The 21,697-nt window shown below is 42.4% G+C and carries 18 protein-coding genes and 1 pseudogene; 12 read left to right on the plus strand and 7 right to left on the minus strand.

The window, feature by feature from the left end:
* Positions 1–6 precede the first annotated feature (6 nt).
* The 5 genes and pseudogenes from porL (at position 7) to HYN59_RS08060 (ending at position 6,276) form a co-directional block, all read left to right on the plus strand.
* Positions 7–639, plus strand: coding sequence for a type IX secretion system motor protein PorL/GldL (gene porL, locus HYN59_RS08040; protein ID WP_425433074.1), 633 nt, complete (start codon positions 7–9; stop codon positions 637–639).
* A 56-nt stretch (positions 640–695) separates the two neighbouring features.
* Positions 696–2,234, plus strand: coding sequence for a type IX secretion system motor protein PorM/GldM (gene porM / locus HYN59_RS08045; protein WP_108777783.1), 1,539 nt, complete (start codon positions 696–698; stop codon positions 2,232–2,234).
* A gap of 25 nt (positions 2,235–2,259) precedes the next feature.
* On the plus strand, positions 2,260–3,177 hold the full coding sequence (gene porN, locus HYN59_RS08050; protein WP_108777784.1) for a type IX secretion system ring subunit PorN/GldN: 918 nt from the start codon (positions 2,260–2,262) through the stop codon (positions 3,175–3,177).
* 63 nt (positions 3,178–3,240) lie between these two features.
* Positions 3,241–4,293, plus strand: coding sequence for an NAD(P)/FAD-dependent oxidoreductase (locus tag HYN59_RS08055; protein WP_108777785.1), 1,053 nt, complete (start codon positions 3,241–3,243; stop codon positions 4,291–4,293).
* Positions 4,294–4,366: 73 nt separating this feature from the next.
* Positions 4,367–6,276, plus strand: a pseudogene (locus tag HYN59_RS08060) (ABC-F family ATP-binding cassette domain-containing protein).
* Positions 6,277–6,307: 31 nt separating this feature from the next.
* On the opposite strand, the gene HYN59_RS08065 reads toward HYN59_RS08060, so the two are convergent.
* Both HYN59_RS08065 and HYN59_RS08070 read right to left on the minus strand, forming a co-directional pair.
* The gene (locus HYN59_RS08065; protein WP_108777786.1) at positions 6,308–6,631 is read right to left on the minus strand and encodes a hypothetical protein; all 324 of its coding nucleotides are present in this window, start codon (positions 6,629–6,631) and stop codon (positions 6,308–6,310) included.
* Between the two features lie 76 nt (positions 6,632–6,707).
* On the minus strand, positions 6,708–7,676 hold the full coding sequence (locus HYN59_RS08070) for an App1 family protein phosphatidate phosphatase (protein WP_108777787.1): 969 nt from the start codon (positions 7,674–7,676) through the stop codon (positions 6,708–6,710).
* 65 nt (positions 7,677–7,741) lie between these two features.
* On the opposite strand from HYN59_RS08070, the gene HYN59_RS08075 reads away from it, so the two are divergent.
* The gene (locus HYN59_RS08075) at positions 7,742–8,620 is read left to right on the plus strand and encodes a diacylglycerol/lipid kinase family protein (RefSeq protein ID WP_108777788.1); all 879 of its coding nucleotides are present in this window, start codon (positions 7,742–7,744) and stop codon (positions 8,618–8,620) included.
* 572 nt (positions 8,621–9,192) lie between these two features.
* Here the strand turns inward: HYN59_RS08075 and HYN59_RS08080 are convergent.
* Both HYN59_RS08080 and HYN59_RS08085 read right to left on the minus strand, forming a co-directional pair.
* Positions 9,193–10,335: a GNAT family N-acetyltransferase gene (locus tag HYN59_RS08080; RefSeq protein ID WP_245895686.1), complete on the minus strand. Its 1,143-nt coding sequence runs from the start codon at positions 10,333–10,335 to the stop codon at positions 9,193–9,195.
* A gap of 105 nt (positions 10,336–10,440) precedes the next feature.
* Positions 10,441–10,773 (minus strand): hypothetical protein, encoded by a 333-nt coding sequence (locus HYN59_RS08085; RefSeq protein WP_108777790.1) that lies wholly within the window; start codon positions 10,771–10,773, stop codon positions 10,441–10,443.
* Positions 10,774–11,057: 284 nt separating this feature from the next.
* On the opposite strand from HYN59_RS08085, the gene HYN59_RS08090 reads away from it, so the two are divergent.
* The 4 genes from HYN59_RS08090 (at position 11,058) to HYN59_RS08100 (ending at position 14,380) form a co-directional block, all read left to right on the plus strand.
* Positions 11,058–11,327 (plus strand): hypothetical protein, encoded by a 270-nt coding sequence (locus tag HYN59_RS08090; protein ID WP_108777791.1) that lies wholly within the window; start codon positions 11,058–11,060, stop codon positions 11,325–11,327.
* Between the two features lie 130 nt (positions 11,328–11,457).
* Positions 11,458–11,634, plus strand: coding sequence for a C1orf53 family protein (locus HYN59_RS18040; RefSeq protein WP_181369533.1), 177 nt, complete (start codon positions 11,458–11,460; stop codon positions 11,632–11,634).
* A 125-nt stretch (positions 11,635–11,759) separates the two neighbouring features.
* Positions 11,760–13,745 carry a urocanate hydratase gene (locus HYN59_RS08095; protein ID WP_108777792.1) on the plus strand — a complete coding sequence of 662 codons (1,986 nt, stop codon included), beginning with the start codon at positions 11,760–11,762 and terminating at the stop codon, positions 13,743–13,745.
* 68 nt (positions 13,746–13,813) lie between these two features.
* Positions 13,814–14,380 carry a DUF4136 domain-containing protein gene (locus tag HYN59_RS08100; protein WP_108777793.1) on the plus strand — a complete coding sequence of 189 codons (567 nt, stop codon included), beginning with the start codon at positions 13,814–13,816 and terminating at the stop codon, positions 14,378–14,380.
* Positions 14,381–14,444: 64 nt separating this feature from the next.
* Here the strand turns inward: HYN59_RS08100 and HYN59_RS08105 are convergent, their stop codons facing one another.
* Positions 14,445–15,569, minus strand: coding sequence for a DUF4932 domain-containing protein (locus tag HYN59_RS08105; RefSeq protein ID WP_108777794.1), 1,125 nt, complete (start codon positions 15,567–15,569; stop codon positions 14,445–14,447).
* 275 nt (positions 15,570–15,844) lie between these two features.
* Between HYN59_RS08105 and HYN59_RS08110 the strand changes: the two genes are divergently transcribed.
* Both HYN59_RS08110 and HYN59_RS08115 read left to right on the plus strand, forming a co-directional pair.
* Entirely contained in the window at positions 15,845–17,950 is a 2,106-nt protein-coding gene (locus tag HYN59_RS08110; protein ID WP_108777795.1) for a T9SS type A sorting domain-containing protein, read from the plus strand.
* A gap of 257 nt (positions 17,951–18,207) precedes the next feature.
* Entirely contained in the window at positions 18,208–19,968 is a 1,761-nt protein-coding gene (locus HYN59_RS08115; protein WP_108777796.1) for an aromatic amino acid hydroxylase, read from the plus strand.
* A 58-nt stretch (positions 19,969–20,026) separates the two neighbouring features.
* Here HYN59_RS08115 and HYN59_RS08120 read toward each other — a convergent pair whose 3' ends face one another.
* Together HYN59_RS08120 and HYN59_RS08125 are read right to left on the minus strand one after the other, a co-directional pair.
* Positions 20,027–20,647: a DUF4230 domain-containing protein gene (locus HYN59_RS08120; RefSeq protein ID WP_108777797.1), complete on the minus strand. Its 621-nt coding sequence runs from the start codon at positions 20,645–20,647 to the stop codon at positions 20,027–20,029.
* 93 nt (positions 20,648–20,740) lie between these two features.
* Entirely contained in the window at positions 20,741–21,697 is a 957-nt protein-coding gene (locus HYN59_RS08125; RefSeq protein ID WP_108777798.1) for a GSCFA domain-containing protein, read from the minus strand.

A 21,697-nucleotide genomic window follows, 5' to 3' on the forward strand; every position in this document is an offset into this window, starting at 1 on the left:
TTTATTATGGCACTACCTAAAAGAGTTATGAATTTTGCCTATGGTATGGGAGCGGCGGTTGTAATCGTTGGAGCACTTTTTAAAATACAACACTGGGCCGGAGCAAGTATAATGCTAATCGTAGGACTTGGTGTAGAAGCTCTTATCTTCGGATTGTCTGCTTTTGACCCGGTTGAAAAAGAACTTGACTGGTCACTGGTTTATCCTGAACTTGCAGGTGGCGAGGCTAAGAAAAAAGAAGTGAAAAAAGAAGACCCGAAAGAAGCTCAGGGACTACTTTCACAAAAACTTGACAACCTATTGAAAGAAGCTAAAATTGACGGCGCGTTGATGGAAAGCCTTGGTAACAGCATCAAAAACTTTGAATCTGCTGCTAAAGGAATCTCTCCAACAGTTGACTCAATTGCTTCACAGAAAAAATACAGCGAGGAAATGTCTATGGCTGCTGCACAAATGGAATCATTGAACAGCCTGTACAAAGTTCAGCTTGAAAGCGCTTCACGCAATGCTGAGGCTAACAAAGAGATTGCTGATAACGCTGCTAAACTAAAAGAGCAGATGAGCGCTATGACTCAAAATATTGCTTCTTTGAACAATGTTTACGGTGGTATGCTTTCTGCAATGGGAAACAGGGGCTAATTCACTAATTAGTATTAGTATTACATAACTATAAAAAAACAAGACACTAATTAGAAATGGCAGGAGGAAAATTAACCCCTAGACAAAAGATGATTAACCTGATGTATCTGGTTTTCATCGCGATGTTGGCACTAAACATGTCAAAAGAAGTATTATCAGCTTTCGGTTTGATGAACGAGCAGTTTGAATCTTCGAATGTTGAAAATGCTAAAACTAACGATCAGCTTTATGAAGTTATCAAGCTGAAAGCTTCAGAAAGCGCTTCTTTTGCGCCGGCAAAAGCATTATCTGAAAAGGTAAAAGGGATATCGGCTCAATTTTACGCATACATCGAAACGCTTAAAAAAGATATCACGAAAGACGTTGAAAGAAAAGAGGACGGAAAACTTCCTTATGAGGCAATGGATAAAAGTGCCATGATCGATGAAGGGTGGTTTGAAGGCGACGGTTATTCTAAAAAAGGTAACGAGATTGTTGCTGCTATCGAGAAGTATAAAAAAGATATGAAGGAGGCCGTAGGATTGGATACTAAATATAAAGCTATTGTAAGAGAGCTTGATAGTAAGTTCAATACTGCTGATGTTGTAGATGGTGAGGGAGTTAAGAAAAAATATCTTGACTATCATTACAAAGGCTTCCCTTCAATTGCCTCTTTGACAAAACTTAGCGCTATGCAGAATAACGTGAAAGTTATGGAAGCAAACGTTTATAACCTTGCTTTGGGTAAGGCGGCTATTGACGCGACTTCAATGAATAAATATCAGGCAATTGTTGTGCTTGACAAAAACGCTTACTTCCAGGGAGAAAAGGTAACCGGTAAAGTAGTACTAGGCAGGTATGACGAGGATACTAAACCTGTATCTTTTGAAGGTCCTGGTAAAATTGACCCTGCAACAGGGCAGGCTAAAATTGAAATGACTGCGGGTGCTGTAGGTGAACAAAACATAAAAGGTAAGTTTAACTTCCTTGAAGATGGTAAAAATGTTCCTTTAGCATTTGAAGGTACTTATGTTGTTGTACCAAAGCCAAACTCAGCAACAATATCTGCTGATAAAATGAACGTAGTTTATCGTGGTGTTGATAACCCGATCTCTGTTTCATTTGCCGGTATTGGTTCTGATAAAGTTACTGCTTCTGCGCCTGGAATGAGGTCTGCTGGTAAGCCTGGTCAATATTTACTTACTCCTGGTTCTGGAAATGAGGTAATTGTTAATGTTACGGGTAAACTTCCAGATAATTCAACTGTAAGCGATAAGAAAGTATTCCGTATTAAAGGTCTTCCTGCTCCTACAGGTAAAATCAGGAATGAAGTTGCAGCTAAAGGTCCTAAGTCAAACCTTGAAGTTTGTACGATTTCAGCTGTTATGGAGGATTTTGACTTCCCGGTAACTGTTAACGTGACACAATTCAACTTGAAAGTACCTGGTCAGCCAACTATCATTGTTCAGGGTAACAAAATGGATTCAAAAGCCAAATCAGCTATTGCAAAAGCTGGAAGGGGTGATGTTGTAGTTATCTCTGATATTAAAGCTAATTTCGTAGGTATCGATCAAAAACCACGTACAATATCTATGTGTACTTACGAAGTACAGTAATTAAATCAAATAAAAAAAGTATAACATGAGCAGGAGGATTTTATCATTATTTGTTTTCTTTGGACTTATATCCGCTAACGGATTTGCGCAATCAAACCTTTTGAATGCCAAGACTCCGCAGGAAATAGGTAAAAAGACTGCCGCACAGGATTCATTGGATAATGACAATCCATTACCCTATGGTTATGTAGGCGACAGGGATGTATTACAATCCAGGAAAGTATGGGAATATATAGATATCGACCAGCGTATAAATTTTCCGATGTATTTCCCTGTGGAAGAGAATCTTGGTCCTGACAGGAAGCCACTTTATGACGTTTTAATTGGAGCGGTTAAGGAAGGTAAGATTACGGAAGTATATGACGATAGTTATTTTACAACCAAAAAAACCATGCAGGATATAGAGGAGCGTTTATTCAGGATTGATACAACTTCGGCGGGTACTGATGAATTTAACTCAGACCCTGCAGCTTACAGATCTGGCAAGAAGAAAATATCCCCTGAGAACATTATTAAGACTGAAATTAAAGCAATTGACGTTTCAGGATATGAGATTGTCGGCTTGTGGTACTTTGATAAGCGCCAGGGTGAGCTTAAATACAGGATGCTTGGTATATCTCCGGTAGTTCCCGATGTTCAAACTATGGGTAAAGAAGGTATCGAACAAGAGTATTTTCCTCTTTTTTGGGTTTACTTTCCTGCAGCAAGGGAAGTGCTCCACAAAGCTAAAGCCTTTAATGAAAAGAACTCTGCTATGCCTATAACGTTTGACCACCTTCTTAACTCAAGGCGTTTTAGCGCTGTTATGACCAAAGAAGACAACGTGTATGGTGACAGGCTTATACAGGATTATATGAAAGAGAATTCACAGATGCAATTGCTCGAAGCGGAGCGTATCAAAGAAAAGATACGTAACTTTGAGCAGGATATGTGGAATTACTAATATCATTTCCAAAATAATTGAAAACTCTTACCCTTGCGGTAAGAGTTTTTTTATTTTTACCATATGAAAGATTATATCATTGTCGGTGGCGGCCTTGCCGGGATTAGTTTTGTTGAAACAGCCTATACGAACGGAAAATCGTTTATAGTTGTTTCCGATTCTTCGCAAAATTCCAGTCTTGTTGCTGCTGGTATCTACAACCCTGTTATATTGAAACGTCTTCGCCTTAACCAAAATGCCGCTGAGCATGTGGAGTGTATGGAGCCTTTTTATAAAAGGATCGAAAAACGTTTGGGCGTAAAGTTTGATTTTGAGATTCCGGTTTATCGAAAATTCGCTTCTGTTGAAGAACAGAACGATTGGTTCAATGCAGCCGACAAGCCGGTGCTCGGGCATTTCTTGTCAACTTCCCTGATCCACACACAATATGAATACCTTCCTGCTCCCTTTGGTTTTGGCAAGGTGCTGCATACCGGGTATATGGATACCAGTATACTGATTAATGCTTATCACGATTTTTTGACAATATCAGGTAGCTTGTTGAATGAAACTTTTGACCATGACGCACTTGACATCCATACCGATCATAATATTTATAAAGGAATGGAAGCAAGGCATATAATTTTTGCAGAAGGCTTTGGCATGCGTTCCAATCCTTACTTCAGCCATTTGCCATTAGAAGGGACAAAAGGGGAGATATTGGTTATAAGGGCACCATTGCTGCAGCTTGATGCCATTGTAAATGCAGGCGTTTTCATCCTCCCGATGGGTAATGACATTTATAAAGTAGGCGCTACCTATGAATGGCATGATAAAACCGATATCCCTACAGAAAAAGCAAGAAACGAGCTTATTGAGAGGCTTAACGACGTTATCACCTGTGATTATGAGATCATTTCTCAGCTTGCCGGAGTGCGCCCTACCACGAAGGACCGGAAGGCTCTTGTAGGTACCCATCCGGAATTTAAGAATGTACACCTCCTCAACGGCCTGGGTACACGTGGCGTTATTCTCGGCCCTGCCATGGCCAAAGAACTCTACAATTCGATTGAAATGGGAATACCTGTGCCACATGAAATTAACCTGGAGCGGTTTAGCAGAAAGATCATGCAATAGTGAAATTGCTTCCTTTGAAAATAGTACCTTTGCAAAAAATGGCAGTCTATATACTGCAATAAGAATTTAATTAATGCTGAACATACATAATTTATCGGTTTCCTTTGGGGGACCTATTTGTTTGAGGAAGTAACTTTCAGGCTCGGTGCCGGCGACAGGGTAGGGCTTGTAGGTAAAAACGGGGCGGGAAAATCAACCATGCTGAAAATACTTTCAGGCGATATTGCCCCTGATTCCGGTGTAATCGCTACCGAAAAAGAAGTGAAGATAGGATTCCTCAGGCAGGATATTGACTTTGTAAAAGGGCGTACAGTATTAGAAGAAGCCTATCAGGCATTTGTAGAAATAAAAGATGTTGAAGGTAAGATCGACGATATCAACCACCAGCTGGCAACACGTACAGATTATGAGAGCGAAGCCTATTCAAAACTGATAGAGGACCTAAGTGACCATACCCACCATTATGAAATACTGGGCGGCTATAATTATGTAGGTGATACCGAAAAGATTCTTTTAGGCCTTGGTTTTAAAAGAGAAGATTTCGACAAGGCAACTGATACCTTTTCCGGAGGGTGGCGTATGCGTATTGAGCTGGCAAAACTATTGCTTCAGTACAACGATGTACTATTGCTGGATGAACCTACCAACCACCTTGATATCGAGAGTATCATATGGCTGGAATCATTCCTGCGTACTTATCCCGGCGTGGTAATCATTGTATCGCACGACAAGATGTTCCTCGATAATGTGACTAACCGTACGATTGAAATATCCCTCGGGAAAATATACGATTTCAATAAGCCTTATACCCAATACCTTGACCTTCGCCATGAAATAAGGGAAAAGCAGCTCGCTACCCAGAAAAACCAGGAGAAGAAGATCGAGCAGACCGAAAAGCTCATCGAAAAATTCAGGGCGAAGGCCTCTAAGGCTTCCATGGCACAGTCGCTCATCAAAAAACTGGATAAGGTAGAGCGTATTGAAGTCGATGAAGACGACAATTCGGTAATGAACATCTCTTTCCCAGTTTCCATGACACCGGGACGTGTGGTGGTAGAGGCAGAGCACGTAGGCAAAAAATATGGCGAAAAGACAATCCTTAAAGATATCGACCTGCTTGTGGAACGCGGAAGCAAGATCGCTTTTGTGGGACAGAACGGGCAGGGGAAATCTACACTGATAAAAGCCATTACCAAAGACATTGACTATACCGGTGTAATAAAACTGGGCCACAATGTACAGCTGGGCTATTTTGCGCAGAACCAGGCAGAGTACCTGGATGGTGAAATTACACTGTTGGAGACGATGGAGCATGCAGCAACCGATACAAACCGCTCCAAAGTGCGGGATATGCTGGGTGCTTTCCTGTTCAGGGGCGATGATGTGGAGAAGAAGGTTAAAGTGCTTTCGGGAGGTGAAAGGAACCGCCTGGCGCTATGTAAGCTGCTCCTCCAGCCGATCAATGTGCTTGTGATGGATGAGCCGACCAACCACCTTGATATCAAGTCGAAAAATGTGTTGAAGGCTGCACTGCAAAAATTTGAAGGGACATTACTTTTGGTATCTCACGACAGGGATTTCCTCCAGGGAATGTCTAACATCGTATATGAATTCAAGGATCAGAAGATAAGGGAATACCTGGGGGACATCAACTTCTATTTGGAGCAGCGAAATATGCAAAATATGCGTGAGGTAGAAAAAAGAGACGTGGTTAAAGAGCAGCCCAAAGTTGTTGCGAAGCAGCCGGTATCTTACGAAGACCAAAAGAAAAATAAAACGCTCCAGAATAAGCTTAGTAAAATTGAAAGCCAGATACAGGAGCTTGAAAAAGAGATACAAAAAGACGATCGCGCCCTTGCCGAACACCCGGAAAAGCTGATGGGCGATGCATCCTTCTTTTCAGCATATGAAAAGAAAAAGAAGGATCTTGACGTCCTAATGGAAGAATGGGAAACCGTACAGGAAGAACTTGAAAATGCATAAAAAAGTCCCACAGATAAGTGGGACTTTTTGCTTAATTGCCGGTCTTTATTTCGACCTCTTTCTTCTTGTTGGTAATAATAACATTATTCTTTTTCTCGCCATCCTTGCTTTGTATGCTTACACCATCTTTACCGATACTTACGGATGTTCCGTCCGGGTCTTCCTTTTCAATTGTAGTAGAAGTCGTAGTTGTTGTAGTAGTATTGGCAGGAGCAACGGCCTGGGGCTTTGGAGCCGGTGACGGTGCAGGATCTTCAACCGGTGGCGGTGTTGCAGGCGGCATAGGTTCTTCTTTCTTTTTGCAGGATGCCAATAACGTTATGGCAAGTCCCGCCATTAAAATTACTTTTTTCATATTCTGTCTTTATGGTTATTAATGCAGTTTAAAATTAACCAATTTGTAAGGCATTATATATAAAACTATCTTAAATTTATGCAATTAGCCCGATTCGTTTAGAATGCGCTATAGCGTCGCTGCTGTCTTTGAAATAGCAGGCTGCTACACCCATAGATTCCATATTCTTTACTGCTTCCACGGCCTTTTCCTTTTTATGCCTCCCCGTCTGGCGAATGTACACAGCTTTAACTGTAACAGGGAATATTTTGCAGATCGCTTCATAAAGGTAGGGATCGTGCTGAGAGTCATCGCCTAATAGCGTGTACTGAAGATGCGGGTAAAATTCCAGTATGTGCTTTATCTTATCGAATTTATGGTTGTGGTTGCCGCGCCCGGTGACGAAAAAATCCATCAGGCTTGTCTTAATGTCTTTCAGCAACAGCACGGCGCGTGGCAGCTCATGCTTTTCCGTAAACTTCACGATAAAGCTGTAGAGGTTCCATTCACTGCTGGACACGTAAAAAAAAGCATTTGTTTCTTGCTTGGCATTCCGGCCTGCAGTGCTTAACGCCTGGTAATGCGGCACAACATCGTCAAATATCTTTCGTTTGTTGATGTTCTTCCATAACAATATGTATATTTTTTTAAAAGCATTACGCGTATGCGATACCAAAAAAGTATCATCAATATCCGATATAAAGCCGAGGTCCCCCTCATATGGCCTGATGTAGCTTCCTTTTTCCCGGATTTCTTCGCCATCATGATAGGTGCTTACATAATAATCCGTCCATCCGTACACCAGCTGTTCCTTTAACGGGATGCAGAATTTAAAATAACCATCCTCAAGCGCTTTGGTATGGATTTTCATTCCGTTGTGTTCAAGGTAAACGTCGGCATTGGGAATCGTCTTTATGCGAAACATCCTGATGATGGATTTTGCATTTTTGAAACGCTTCTTCTCAAACTCATAATCACTTGCCGTATTTGGCCTGAAGACATGTCCGAAAACAATCAGTTCCCCCTCGTTGGCATAACCACGGTAAAGTTTTAAAACTGGTTTCATGAAAATTTATAAATTTGATAAGAGATTCCTTATTCTATTTTTCTAAATTTAATAAAAAAATCAGGATGGATACCCTAAAGAAATGTTTATTGATTGTTAATCCGATTGCAGGCGGGAATGATAAGACGGAATTGGTGGCTGCCGCGCGGGAATATGCGGATAATGAAGGGGTAGAATTGATTGAATTCGAGACCACAGGCAAGGAAGATGAAAAAGAAATAATGTCGCTGTATAAAGAGCACAAGCCCGGCCGCATACTGGTTGTCGGTGGCGATGGTACTGTAAAAATGGTTGCCGAAGCAGTAGAGAACAATGATGTTATAATCGGTGTACTCCCGGCGGGATCGGCTAACGGGCTGTCGGTTGACCTTAATCTTCCTGCCGATGTACAGGAAAATCTAAGGATCGCATTCCATGGCAATGTGATGGAGATGGACATGGTATGTATCAACGGTAAAAAAAGCCTTCACCTTAGCGATATTGGCGTAAATGCCGAACTTATCCGTAATTATGAAGGCAGTTCAATACGTGGTAAGCTGGGTTATGCGCTACAGGCTATCAGTACGCTTACCGACCTGGACCCGCCTTTCCACGTAAAAATAGAAGCAAATAACAAAACTATAGAAACCGAAGCCCGTATGGTGGTCATCGCCAACACACAACGCTACGGTACAGGCGTTACCATAAACCCCGTGGGGAAAATGGACGACGGGAAGTTTGAGGTCGTGATATTAAAAAGCATGGATGTTTTCCTTATCGGAAAAATAATTGCGGGTAAAATACCGCTTGACAGTGAAGAAGATGTCGAGATCATTTCGACAGAAGAAGCATTGATCACGACCAACGTTCCGGTCTGCTTCCAGATCGATGGCGAATATTGCGGCGAAGAAGAACGCCTGGAGGTAAAGATACTCCACCGTCAGATGAAGGTGGCGGTGCCTTAATGATTTCTGGTTCACAACCCTGAAAGGGTTAGACCATATAGCCCGGGGCAACGCCTCGGGAATACGAGGGATGCATGATAATAGCCCTGAAGGGGCGTAACAATATTCTATAATTTTTTGGGCGTGCCGCTTCCGCAGGCTACAGCGTCGGGCCATCCGCTGTATCTGCTTCGTGCCTCAGCAGGATGCCGCTTCTGTCCCTCACGCGGACGTAAAACATCATATTAAACGTTTCCAGATCCCAAAGGTTTCAAAAAGACAAGTGTTCGGAAGAGTTACCAATAATTCATATGTCACTCCTCTGGAGTTCTAAGGTTTCCACGTTCAATATTTCTATAAACATATCGCCCCGTTGGGGCTGCCACTGATGAGTCCCGGAGGGACGGAATATTTATAGCAACAATGTAAGCGAAACCTACTTGAGCTCCGGAGGAGCGGCATATAAGCATACTGATAAACCTTTAATCCTTGTAAAATCAAATAATTTAAAATTTAATTTATTCATTTACAGAATCATATACTCTTCCGAACACCTATGATTCAAAAACCTTTGGGGTCTTTAGAATAAAACCTTACTTAAACGGGCTCCTTTCTTTCCACTCCACTTTTGGGTCGAAATACGGGAACAGCCTCGCCATAAAAAGGTTTACAAATGGATTGGTGTGCTTTATCATGCCATACACCTGTTCGGCTCTTGCCCCAACCGAACTCTTGATCTCCATCGCCGAACGAGCAAACACAACATGCTTAAATCCTTTCTTTATGGCATAACCCGCCATATCGTACAGCATATTCAGGTAAAGCATCTTTTCCTTTTGGATCGTGTCATCATAGCCTAAGAAATAGGTATCCATATCGGTGCCGTTCTTTATGAGCGTATTGAACCCGACAAGCTTCCCGTCAAGGAAATAGCCATAAAAAAGGAAATCGTCTTTCAGTTCCTCCTTGAAGACCTCAAAATGGTTTTTTGGTAAATGAAACGTATTGAACGACGCATTGCCGGCTACAGTAAGGTAAAGCTCATGGATACGCGTTTCCTGTGCCCTGATCTCTGCTGCCGTAAGCTTTCTCTTTTCGATGCCTTCCGCTTTTTTGCGGGCACGGTTGTATTGTGTACGGTATTTGGTGTTCAGGTCGGCGAGATAATCGTCGATAGTATTCCAGTTTTCCCTGATGTCAAATATCATGTTCGGCTGCGTGCAAAATTCATAATAACCTTTAAAGCCTGCCGCTTTAAAATCGGGCAGCTCTTCGCGGTTAAAATCCTTTATAGCCAGCAGGTTGATATAAATGCATTTTTTACGGTAGTCGCGGGCCATTTGCTGTAGCGCCTTCCGGAACAGAGACAAGGCTTCGGTTTCCGGTATACCATCATCGAGCAGGTAAGCATTTTGGCCTGTGAGCGTATTGTTGCCAATCACAAGGATGTGCGATGAAAATTTCCTGAAAATATAATCCTTCAGGCAAAAGCTTTTCTTTTCCTCGACAAAGGTATTGATACGGCTCAGGTTGACATACTGTGCCAGAGCAATACCGCAAAGTTCCCCGTTATTAAAGAGCCCTATGAAATGGCATTGCATATTGTCCGGCGAAGCTTTTTCCAGCAGCGCAAGGTAGGGCCGCGACAGGAAGGTATTCTTTTTGGCAATGGCATCCCAGGCTACAGGAAGCGTATCGGCACAATTGAAGATAGAAAAGGAAAAATTTGGGTTCACAGTTTTTGTTTCACGGAAACCTCCAAATATACTGAAATCCCTGCAGACAGTGTCGTTTTTACAAAGAGATATATGTACTCCCATATGAATTGTGTAGCAGCTTATTTATTTGGAGCTAAAATACTTTCTGAATTCCCAGAGGCTTCTGGCAGTCAGGTAATCCGGTTTTTTTTCATTGGCGTACGCCTCACGCTCGAAACTGATATTGCGGTAGGCTTTTTTAGCATCCTTATACCGCAGACGATTGAAGAGGTATTCTGTTACATACCATATATAAAAAAAAATAACCAGCAATTCCAGCTGCTGCCGGAGGTGGATGCGCTCGTGGTTGATGAGCACCCTGTTTTCCCTCATCTTTTGGTCGTGAACGATGATAAAAGGGAACAGTGCCATAGCAGCATAGCCTTTAGGGATTAAATATTTGGAGGTGATGATCATTTAGATATTTTCAATTTCACGCAAAGCCGCAAAGTCGCAAAGACTCATGCCGGAAAAGGTGTGTAATAAGCCGCAAAGATAGTGTGATGCATAGTTATAGGTGCATGATTTTATATTTCATTAGAAAATCCGTGTTCATCCGCAAAATCCGCGTCATCCGCGTTCCATTTTCCGAATAATTACAAACTATAAATGTAAAGTTCCTAAATTTGCGCGTATGACAGGCCAAAATTTTGTAAATAATTATCAGGAGCTTTTTATGTCAAAATTTATATTTACAGAAAATGAATAAAGAAAAGTTTATATTCACAATTAAATCCGGTCAAACATGCTACTACATTTATGGTGAAAATGAGCAAAGTGAAATGTCAGGAATAATAAAGGTATGGTTGAATAACAATGAGATTGCTTTAACATGGGAAGAGTGCCCTAAAGGACTGCAATACGATGAATCTTCGTACTCAAAAGATGAAGTGTATAATTTTAGTTCTTTCGATGCGCTTGACAATTTTTTTTATGGCAATAATATTCCTTACGATAATTTCAAATCGTAAGATTAGGAAATTAATTTTTCAATTTGTTGAGGCCCCTTTATTAATCACTTTTTGGGAATGTTGTGTAGATAGAATAGAGTTGCTTAAAATTTAAACAGACTATAAATGTAAAGTTCCTAAATTTGCGCGTATGACAGGGCAAAATTTAGGAAATAAATTAATAGAAGGAGAAGATTATTATCTGACCCCCGAAGGATATAAGGTGTTTACCGAAGCATTTCACCTCAAAAGGGGCTACTGCTGCAAAAGCGGCTGCCGCCATTGCCCTTACGGATTTGACAAACGAACAGGAGATTTTAAAAAGTAGTGGACAGTCGCAGTCACAGTTTACAGTGGCTTACGGACTGAATACTGTTAATATGGAAAACAAACTAACTATTTTCAGGTGCAGCTTAGAACTGAAAACTGCGACTGAGACTGAAAACTATTAAAATGACATTCCACGAACAGATACAGGAAGGCATCCCTTCCGTTTTACCCCAGCCAAAGCCTTACCAGACCGACATCAATCATGCGCCAAAGCGTAAGGAGATACTAACCGCTGAAGAAAAGAAACTCGCATTGCGTAACGCGCTCCGTTACTTTGAGCCGCAACACCACGCAGAACTGGTAAAGGAGTTCAGCCATGAACTGGAAACCTACGGGCGCATCTATATGTACCGCCTTCGCCCGGATTACCGGATGTATGCGCGGCCGATTAGTGAGTATCCCGGTAAAAGCGAGCAGGCCAAAGCCATCATGCTCATGATACAGAATAACCTGGACTACGCTGTGGCACAGCATCCGCATGAGCTGATAACCTATGGTGGGAACGGCGCGGTGTTCTCCAACTGGGCACAGTACAGGCTGACCATGAAGTACCTGAGCGAAATGACCGATGAGCAAACGCTGGTAATGTACTCCGGACATCCGATGGGCCTGTTCCCGTCGCACAAGGATGCACCGAGGGTAGTGGTAACCAACGGCATGATGATACCCAACTACTCCAAACCGGACGATTGGGAGAAATTCAACGCGCTGGGCGTAACGCAATACGGGCAGATGACCGCAGGAAGCTATATGTACATAGGCCCTCAGGGTATTGTGCACGGAACAACCATCACAGTACTGAATGGTGGGCGTAAAATATCCAAAAACGGCGAAGGCCTCGAAGGAAAGATATTTGTAACCTCCGGCCTTGGCGGTATGAGCGGCGCACAGCCTAAAGCGGGTAATATTGCAGGCTGTATTACAGTGTGTGCCGAGGTAAACCCGAAAGCCGTACACACGCGCCATTCGCAGGGATGGGTGGACGAAGTAGTAACCGATATCAACGAACTCGTACAACGCGTCCGTTCGGCGCAAGCCAATAAAGAAGTTGTTTCGATAGCCTATCAGGGAAACATTGTAGACGTTTGGGAAGAATTCGATAAGCAAAATATACATATTGACCTGGGTAGTGACCAGACATCGCTTCATAATCCTTGGGCGGGTGGCTACTATCCGGTGGGGCTGTCGTTTGACGAAGCTAATGCCATGATGGCCGACAACCCGGAACTGTTTAAGGAAAAAGTTTATGCATCACTGCGCAGGCAGGCAGATGCTATCAATAAGCATACGGCAAAAGGCACCTATTTCTTTGACTACGGAAATGCGTTCCTGTTGGAAGCTTCGCGTGCCCACGCCGATGTAATGGCAGCTAATGGCATCGATTTTAAATACCCGAGCTATGTGCAGGATATTATGGGGCCAATGTGTTTTGACTATGGCTTTGGGCCGTTCCGTTGGGTGTGTGCTTCGGGCAAGCCGGAAGACCTTGCAAAAACCGATGCCATTGCCGCAACTATTTTGGAAGAAATGGCAAAGACCGCACCGGAAGAAATTAAGCAGCAAATGCAGGACAACATAAAATGGATACGAGGGGCGCAGGAAAATAAGCTGGTGGTAGGTTCGCAGGCACGCATACTCTATGCCGATGCCGAAGGCCGCATCAACATAGCAAGGGCATTTAACGAGGCTATTGCCAAAGGCGAAATAGGTACAGTTATACTGGGCCGCGACCACCACGATGTGTCGGGTACCGACTCGCCTTACCGTGAAACCTCCAACATTTATGACGGTTCCCGCTTTACCGCCGATATGGCGATACACAACGTTATCGGCGACAGCTTCCGCGGGGCTACGTGGGTGAGCATCCACAATGGCGGCGGCGTTGGCTGGGGAGAGGTAATAAACGGCGGATTTGGTATGGTTCTTGATGGTTCTTCAGATGCATCAAGGCGCTTGGAATCAATGCTTTTCTGGGATGTGAACAACGGTATTGCAAGGCGCAGCTGGGCCAGGAACGATGAGGCTATTTTTGCCATCAAACGTGCCATGGAAAGCCAGCCGCTGCTGAAGGTTACGCTGCCGAATAAGGTAGACGACAGCCTGCTGTAAACATTTTCATAAAAGGGTTGGTTGTTTGGCCGTGATGTATTGCTATGAATAATTAACGCTATTGTATTATGAAAACAGTAAAATTGCTCTCGCTGCTATGTATCACTGCGCTTGTTGCCTCGTGCAGTTCCATAAGGGTGTCATCCGATTATGATGATGCGGCTGACTTCAGCCAGTATAAAACTTACGGCTACCTGAAAGACGGTATCGACAAAGCCGAAATATCCGACCTTGATAAAAAAAGGATCATGCATGCCATTGATGATGAGATGGCAAAAAAAGGCTTTACAAAAAGTGAAAAGCCGGCACTGCTGGTAAACATCTTTACCAAAGCAACCAAAGAAGTCAACGTTAACCGTTTTGGCGGTTATTACGGATGGGGTGGTTACTACGGTTGGGGCTGGGGTCCCGGCTGGGGCTGGGGCGGCCCGTGGGGTTGGGGTGGCAACTACACTTCTGTAAGCACCTCTACCGAAGGCACGCTCTACATCGACCTTGTAGATGCCTCCAAAAAAGAACTGGTATGGCAGGGCGTAGGCAAAGGCGTACTGACCTTTGACCGCGACAAAAAGCAGGAGCGCATCAACGAATTTGTTTCCGGGATAATGAAAGAATACCCGCCGAAGCAGAAGTAAGCTACGATTTTAAAATATAGGCTGATGGCCGGAAGGGAAACTTTCCGGCTTATTTTTAAAAGCTTTACTTTTTTTCTCCAAGCTGCTTCAGGAATTCCGGATACCATTTGTCTATTTTTTCATTTGGATGTTCCGAACGTAACTTCAAAAGGCTATCCATAAATAGTTCCATTTTCGTAAAGCCCCTGTCGGTCATTTGCGTAATAACATCTTTTGTAACCTTATTGAAAGTAGCCTGGTCATAGTTGTCTTTGCAGTACAGAACGTAAACCCCATAGGTCATGTATTCGTTAAAAACATTTACAGGTGTTGGGTACGCGTAGGTTCCGTCTGCCTCTTCATTAACCCAATTTATTCGATCGTCAAAAACCTGGCTTACAAGATCCTTGTTAGATTCTGTAGGCGCGCCAACATAATTGTGGTCAATTTCGGTAAACATCACTCTTGTGTTTAATAACTCATTTTCAAGCGCGGTAAGGTTCGGATAGTTATCTATGGGCGGCAGGTTCATGTGGATCAGCGTAAAATTATTGTCCATAAATTGCCCCGTATAATTAAATCCGTTTATTAACGGAGAGCATAAAATGATATAACTGTCCTTTTTGGTTTCAAAGTTATTTTCCAGCCATTTCCATTGCCTGCCGAGGTTAGCGCTTTTGTCGTAGTCTGAAATGATCTTAGCGTAAAATTCTTTATGATCGGCATAGAATTTCCTGAAATTACTTTTCCTCGCAAAATCTTCTATTTCATTTTTGTAGGTGGTAATCGGGTTTATATCTATATGCGCATTCGCAACGCCCATTGCCGGAAATATAAAGACATTGCTTTTTATAAGTTTTTTCCCTTTTAGGTTATATGAAATGGCATTCCCGGTCAGGAAAACATAGTTATAAAGAGAAGCCGCCATAAGCGAATCAAAAGTTTTGATTATCGCTTCATTTTCGTAAGGCTTAAAGTAAGATCGTATGTCTTTATAATATTGCCCTTCCTGCTGGATCATATCACTGTTATCCTTACCGGTATTGGTAATGGCTATCATGATATGAATTAATTCTTTTAACTCATTGACCTCGATCTTATATTTTCCCTGGTTCTCTTTTTTAAACTTCTCCGAAAAATTTACTTTTTCCTGAGCTTGTGAAATAAATGAAATTAAGATTAGTAAGGCTGCAAACACATTTCTTCTCATGATATGATATTGTAATTTATTTATCAGGGGTATATTAATAATTTCCCTAATTGCGGATTGCTTTTGATTATTGGCGGACAAAATTACAAATAATATGATATAGCAATTATGATATATTGTACACGAGGATTATTTAACACAATGGCGTTGATTGGAGATTAGCAGGCTCTATTTTCGTGTAATTTAAAGTAGTAACTAATATCTAACTCGTCGGTTTTTTGTTTTGGACGCAACCATTCAGAAATTTCTGTATCTTTTATTAAAACCAGCTTATTATGAAAAAAGAATTACTATTATTATTCCTCTTTGTTGCAGGAATAATGCAGGCACAGGTCGTAAACATTCCCGATGCGAATTTTAAAAGTTATTTGTTGAACTACCAATTTGGCGATGGAATATTAGATGCCAATGGCGATGGAGAGTTACAGGTGAGCGAAGCATTAGTTCCTGATATTTTGGACATTTCTTTACCTGCTTCTTCTTCAATAAATTCTTTGCAAGGTGTAGAGGCATTTAATAATGTTACTTTTTTAACGATTTCATGCCGTGTAACGGAGATTAATTTATCAGGGCTTTCGCAACTGCAAACCCTTTGGATTAGTGATATTCAGTTAACAGATTTGGATCTTACAGGTCTTACAGGTCTTAAGGGGCTTCAAATTGAATGGGCGCCTATAGTTGCTATTGATGTATCGGGACTGTCAAATCTCGAAACATTAGATATAGATGCGCTAAACTCACTTACCTCAGTAATTATAGGAAATAATCCTAATTTAAAAAACATGTTTCTATATAGCACGAGCCTAACGGAATTAGACTTAAGCGGCTGTCCAAATATTGAATCCGTCAACCTGCAATTTTTTAATAACGCGGACGATATTTATGTAAATCTAAAAAATGGCAACCCAAGCTATAACCCTTATTCGGCGAATATAGATTTAGCATCTAATGCTAATCCTACAAATAAATGTTTTGTTTGTATGGATGAGGGTGAAGCTGAAAATTTCGGGAGTATGGAATCTAATGTCCTGCTTAGCACTTACTGCACCTTCACCCCGGGCGGCAACTACAATGTTATCACAGGTTCACTACTTTTCGACAATGAAAGTGATGGTTGCGATACTAATGATTCTGTCATTAGCAACATAAAACTTAATCTAAATGATGGTACGGAAAATGGTTCAGTTATAGGCTCAACCGGATTATACGAATTTTTCACCCAGGCAGGCACTTTCACAATCACACCTGATTTTGAAAACGACCTCTTCACAATTACCCCGCCATTTGCCGAAATAAATTTTACCGAAGTAGACAGCCTTGTGACCACCCAAAACTTCTGCCTTACGCCAAATGGCACTCACCCGGATCTTGATATTGTGATCGTGCCTTTTGGTGCTCGCCCCGGATTTGATGCCCTTTATAAGGTTGTTTACAGAAATAAGGGTAACCAGATGCTTTCGGGTTCGGTAGTGTTTGCTTATCAGGAAGATAAGCTGGATTTTGTTTCTGCCAATCCTTCTGAAAATTCCGCCACTCCGGGAGTATTGGCATGGAACTATAGCAACCTTGTGCCTTTTCAGCAAAGGGAAATATATGTAATCCTGAATGTAAATGCCCCAATGGAAACGCCTTCTGTAAATATAGACGACCAGCTTGGCTTTACGGCAACCATCAACCCTGTAACAGGCGATGAGTTCCCGGATGATAATGTGTTCGAACTGAACCAGATTGTAATAGGCTCTTTAGACCCTAACGATATCACCTGTCTCGAAGGCAACTCCGTAAACCCGGACAAGATAGGAGAGTACCTTCATTATAACATCAATTTTGAAAATACAGGTACAGCACCTGCGACTTTTATTGTGGTGAAAGATGTAATTGATGCAGCACAGTTTGACATGGCTTCGCTCCAATTGATCAATGCTTCCCACCCCGTGCAGGCAAAAATCACTGATAATAAAGTAGAGTTCCGTTTTGATGATATCAACCTTGGCGCGGGAGAAAAAGGCAACGTAGTGTTCAAAATAAAAACGCTCAATACACTTCAGGCTAATGATGATGTAACCCAAAAGGCCGACATCTTCTTCGATTATAACTGGCCTATAGCAACTAATGATGCTACGACAGTTTTCGAAGTCCTTAACCGCGGGGATTTTGCAAAAGATAATTCAGTGAAAATTTACCCGAATCCGTCAAAAGGCCTTATGAATATTTCAGCCACATCAGAATTAAAATCAGTAGAGCTTTATGATGTTCAGGGCAGGCTGCTTCAGGCAGGCAGCACTACTTCACTTGATATTTCAGGCAGGGCATCAGGTATTTATTTTGTAAAAGTATTTACAGAAAGAGGAATGAAGGTGGAGAAGATCGTTAAAGAATAATTTTTTTAGGGAATGCAATACTAAAACAGTACTATCCGGAGTTTTATATAAACTGTTTTATTACTGTTATTCAATTATTACTTTGTTTCTGTTTGAAAAGCCGCGGCCCCTTACCGTGGCTTTTTTTTGCATTTTAATAAGCTTGATTATTTTATAAAGAGTACTTTGTTATCCGTGAAATTAAAATATAAACTTTACGTTTTAGTATTGTTCAATGAGAATTTCGTAATTTTACGATTGTAATTAATGTTTTACCTATGAGCGCACAGATTGAGAGCAACCTTTTAATAGACAGGCTTCCGAAGCATTTAAGGCAATTTATAAAGCCACAGGATTACAGCGACTATACGCCGATAAACCAGGCGGTATGGCGCTATGTGATGCGCAAAAATGTTGATTACCTGAGTCGTGTAGCCCACAGTTCCTACCTTGACGGCCTTAAAAAAACGGGCATCGAGATAGATAATATCCCGAGTATGTATGGCATGAACAGGATACTGAAGGAAATAGGCTGGGCAGCAGTGGCGGTAGATGGTTTTATTCCGCCGAATGCCTTTATGGAATTCCAGGCGTATAACGTTCTGGTTATCGCTTCAGACATTCGCCAGTTAGAACATATTGAATACACCCCCGCACCGGACATTATTCACGAAGGGGCCGGGCATGCGCCGATAATAGCCAACCCGGAATATGCCGAATATCTAAGGCGTTTCGGCGAAATTGGCTGTAAGGCCATATCCTCGGCACGCGATTATGAGATATACGAGGCCATACGCTTGCTTTCGATACTGAAAGAAGCCGAAGGCACGCCAAAAGAAGAAATCGAGGCGATAGAAAAACGCGTAGATGATCTGCAGAACGAAGTAGTGGAACCGTCTGAAATGGCGCTCATCCGCAACCTGCACTGGTGGACGGTAGAATACGGCCTCATAGGCACTGTAGAAAATCCAAAAATATATGGTGCCGGACTGCTTTCTTCTATCGGCGAAAGCACATGGTGCATGACAGACAACGTTAAGAAAGTGCCTTACAGCATCGATGCGGCCTACCAGGGTTTTGATATTACCAAGCCACAGCCACAGCTGTTCGTTACACCCGATTTTGCCTACCTGAGCCAGGTGCTGGAAGAGTTTGCCAATAAAATGGCGCTCCGTACCGGCGGCCTTTCCGGGATTGAAAAACTGATTAAATCAAAAGCGCTGGGGACTATAGAACTAAGCACCGGCCTTGAAATATCCGGTCTGTTCACCAATGTTATAGAAAACGACGGTAAGCCGGTGTATGTACAGACTACGGGCAAAACCGCATTATCCTATCGTGAAAAGGAATTGGTAGGGCATGGGGCTTCCTATCATGCCGAAGGCTTTGGCAGCCCTGTAGGAAAGCTGAAAGGCATCAACCTCGCCATTGAAGACATGAGTCCGCGCGACCTGAAAGCCTATGCAATTTACGAAGGCGAAAGGGTAACGCTCGAATTCGAAGGAAATATAACCGTTAGCGGCGAGATTATTACAGGGACGAGGAACCTTCAGGGCAAGATCATCATTATCAGCTTTAAGGATTGTACCGTAACCCATAATGATACGATACTCTTCCGCCCGGAATGGGGTATCTATGATATGGCAGTAGGCAAGAAAGTCACTTCGGCTTTCTCCGGCCCTGCCGATGTAAACAGCTTCGACCTGATTACGCACGTGCCGTCAAGCAAAACTATCAAGGCCAAGAAGTCGCCGGAAAGGGAAGAACTGGAAAGCCTGTATAAAAACATTAGGGATATCAGGGAAGGAAAAGACGGCGCCCTTAGCATTGCAGATACTTTTACCAAACTAAAAGAAAAGCACCCGAACGATTGGCTGCTCTCCGTTGAAATTGCCGAACTGCTCCATAAAATCAAGGATGAAGTGTTATTGCAGGAAGTAATGCTGCACCTGGATTCGGTTAAAAAGAAACGTCCTGAAGTGGCCCATCTTATTGATGGCGGCCTCGAACTTATATTTGAAAAAGAAAAAGCTGTTTAAGTTTTTTATTCTAAGCCACGAATTATACATTCCGGGTGCGGGTGTGTAATTCGTGGTTTTAATTTTCAAAAATACCATCATTCAGCCTTTCATTGCTCATCTGCTTCCCATTGTATTTCAGCGTCCATCCCATAGTATTGGTCAGTATCAGGATCTTGCTCAGCTCGCTTACCAGGCGGTTCTGTGCATTACTTTTCAGCGATGACTTTTCTATCTTCTTTGCCAGGCTTTCCTTAACCTGTTTGTTTATCTTATTATAATCCTCTCCGCCAAATTCATTGAAGCCATTCTGCTGCACATCATAATACTTCAGGTCGGGGCTTATCTTTATCTCTTCTTTCGGGATGTTTTTTATGGTAATGGTTTTTGTGGTTTCGTCAATGTCGTATTGTACCTTGCTCAGGTCGTAACCTACGGTAACTTCGGCGTTCACGATCACAATTGCTTTCTTTTCGGCATCAAATAGGTTCAAGAAACCTTTTTTGGTGTCTTTGTAGGTTAGTACCTCACTAAAATGCCCTTCGGTAACCACCAGCTTGCCTACATTGCGTATCTGTTCCTGTATCAAGGCACTTTCCTCGACAACAGTAGTATGGCTGTCACCTTTAAATTCGCAATAACGGAACAACAGGATAATTACACCGATCGCGATAATGACCAAAAGCGCCTTCTTAACCATATTTTCTTTTAAAGTTAAGAAGAACCTGTGAGCGGTTATGTTATAATTGGCTTAAAAAAGCAGTTTATGATGTCGCCCAATAGAAAATAAATTCTAAAATTTTATATGTGGGTGCTGCTGCTGCAATGCTGCAATCTTATCGTTCAGGCCGGATACGAAATTCCGGTGCTGCTGAGAATCAGGGTTAAAAGAGCGGTGCTGCAGGCCTTTTTGTATACTGTCGGCCATCTTCATTGTTATTTGAGCTTCCGATGTTATGAAGGCCTCGGTAAAGCGCTCCCAGATATAATCGATAGCCGTCCGGTTCGGGTGAATCATATCTTCGGCATAAAAACGGTAGTCACGAAGCTCGTCCATCATTATTTCATACGACGGAAAATACGACAGGTTGCGGGTTTCGGGTTCCGTGTTCAACGTTTCCTGGAGAGCGGAAATGAGATTGGCCTTGCTCCATTGGTTTTGTATAAAGCCGTCTTTAATATGGCGTACAGGAGATACCGTAAAGATAATTTGCGCCGCTGGGTTGGCCTGCTTTACCATCGTGATACTGTTTTTAAGGCTTTCACTTATGGTCGCTACAGGAAGAAGCTCTTTGGTGAAATTCTTTTGGGGCACCATGTGGCAATTGGCTACAAGCTCACCATTTTGTACATGGCGGTATAACCACGCCGTGCCAAGAGTCATGATAAGGTGTGTGGCGTTTTTTATTTCGGCATTCGCCAAAGCAACTGCATTGTTGAGGTTTTGTATCAGTACATCCTTGTCGGGATGGCTGAGGTCCGAATGTGCGTCAAAGCAGTGCCAGCGCTCGTTATGAAAAAAAATATCGACTTCGGTAAACGTTTTTTCGTGTACAGCGAAGCCGATGAATTTTTCAAGCGCAAGCGGGTGGAAAAGTATCCCGAAAGGATTTGTCGTATTCCTGAATTTGAAATGGCTGAACTTTTGCCCGATATTGACTGCAAAGCACGAACCTAAAGATAATACCCTCGAATTGTAGTCGATAGGATGATCGCTTTTTTGAATGGGTATTTGGGTCGTGAATTTCAT

Origin of the sequence: Flavobacterium album, assembly GCF_003096035.1 — a bacterium.
Lineage (GTDB): Bacteria > Bacteroidota > Bacteroidia > Flavobacteriales > Flavobacteriaceae > Flavobacterium > Flavobacterium album.

Coding starts and splice junctions, on each gene's coding strand:
- porL (WP_425433074.1), top strand. CDS start 7: ATGGCACTACCTAAAAGAGTTATGAATTTTGCCTATGGTATGGGAGCG.
- porM (WP_108777783.1), top strand. CDS start 696: ATGGCAGGAGGAAAATTAACCCCTAGACAAAAGATGATTAACCTGATG.
- porN (WP_108777784.1), top strand. CDS start 2,260: ATGAGCAGGAGGATTTTATCATTATTTGTTTTCTTTGGACTTATATCC.
- HYN59_RS08055 (WP_108777785.1), top strand. CDS start 3,241: ATGAAAGATTATATCATTGTCGGTGGCGGCCTTGCCGGGATTAGTTTT.
- HYN59_RS08065 (WP_108777786.1), bottom strand. CDS start 6,631: ATGAAAAAAGTAATTTTAATGGCGGGACTTGCCATAACGTTATTGGCA.
- HYN59_RS08070 (WP_108777787.1), bottom strand. CDS start 7,676: ATGAAACCAGTTTTAAAACTTTACCGTGGTTATGCCAACGAGGGGGAA.
- HYN59_RS08075 (WP_108777788.1), top strand. CDS start 7,742: ATGGATACCCTAAAGAAATGTTTATTGATTGTTAATCCGATTGCAGGC.
- HYN59_RS08085 (WP_108777790.1), bottom strand. CDS start 10,773: ATGATCATCACCTCCAAATATTTAATCCCTAAAGGCTATGCTGCTATG.
- HYN59_RS08090 (WP_108777791.1), top strand. CDS start 11,058: ATGAATAAAGAAAAGTTTATATTCACAATTAAATCCGGTCAAACATGC.
- HYN59_RS18040 (WP_181369533.1), top strand. CDS start 11,458: ATGACAGGGCAAAATTTAGGAAATAAATTAATAGAAGGAGAAGATTAT.
- HYN59_RS08095 (WP_108777792.1), top strand. CDS start 11,760: ATGACATTCCACGAACAGATACAGGAAGGCATCCCTTCCGTTTTACCC.
- HYN59_RS08100 (WP_108777793.1), top strand. CDS start 13,814: ATGAAAACAGTAAAATTGCTCTCGCTGCTATGTATCACTGCGCTTGTT.
- HYN59_RS08105 (WP_108777794.1), bottom strand. CDS start 15,569: ATGAGAAGAAATGTGTTTGCAGCCTTACTAATCTTAATTTCATTTATT.
- HYN59_RS08110 (WP_108777795.1), top strand. CDS start 15,845: ATGAAAAAAGAATTACTATTATTATTCCTCTTTGTTGCAGGAATAATG.
- HYN59_RS08115 (WP_108777796.1), top strand. CDS start 18,208: ATGAGCGCACAGATTGAGAGCAACCTTTTAATAGACAGGCTTCCGAAG.
- HYN59_RS08120 (WP_108777797.1), bottom strand. CDS start 20,647: ATGGTTAAGAAGGCGCTTTTGGTCATTATCGCGATCGGTGTAATTATC.
- HYN59_RS08125 (WP_108777798.1), bottom strand. CDS start 21,697: ATGAAATTCACGACCCAAATACCCATTCAAAAAAGCGATCATCCTATC.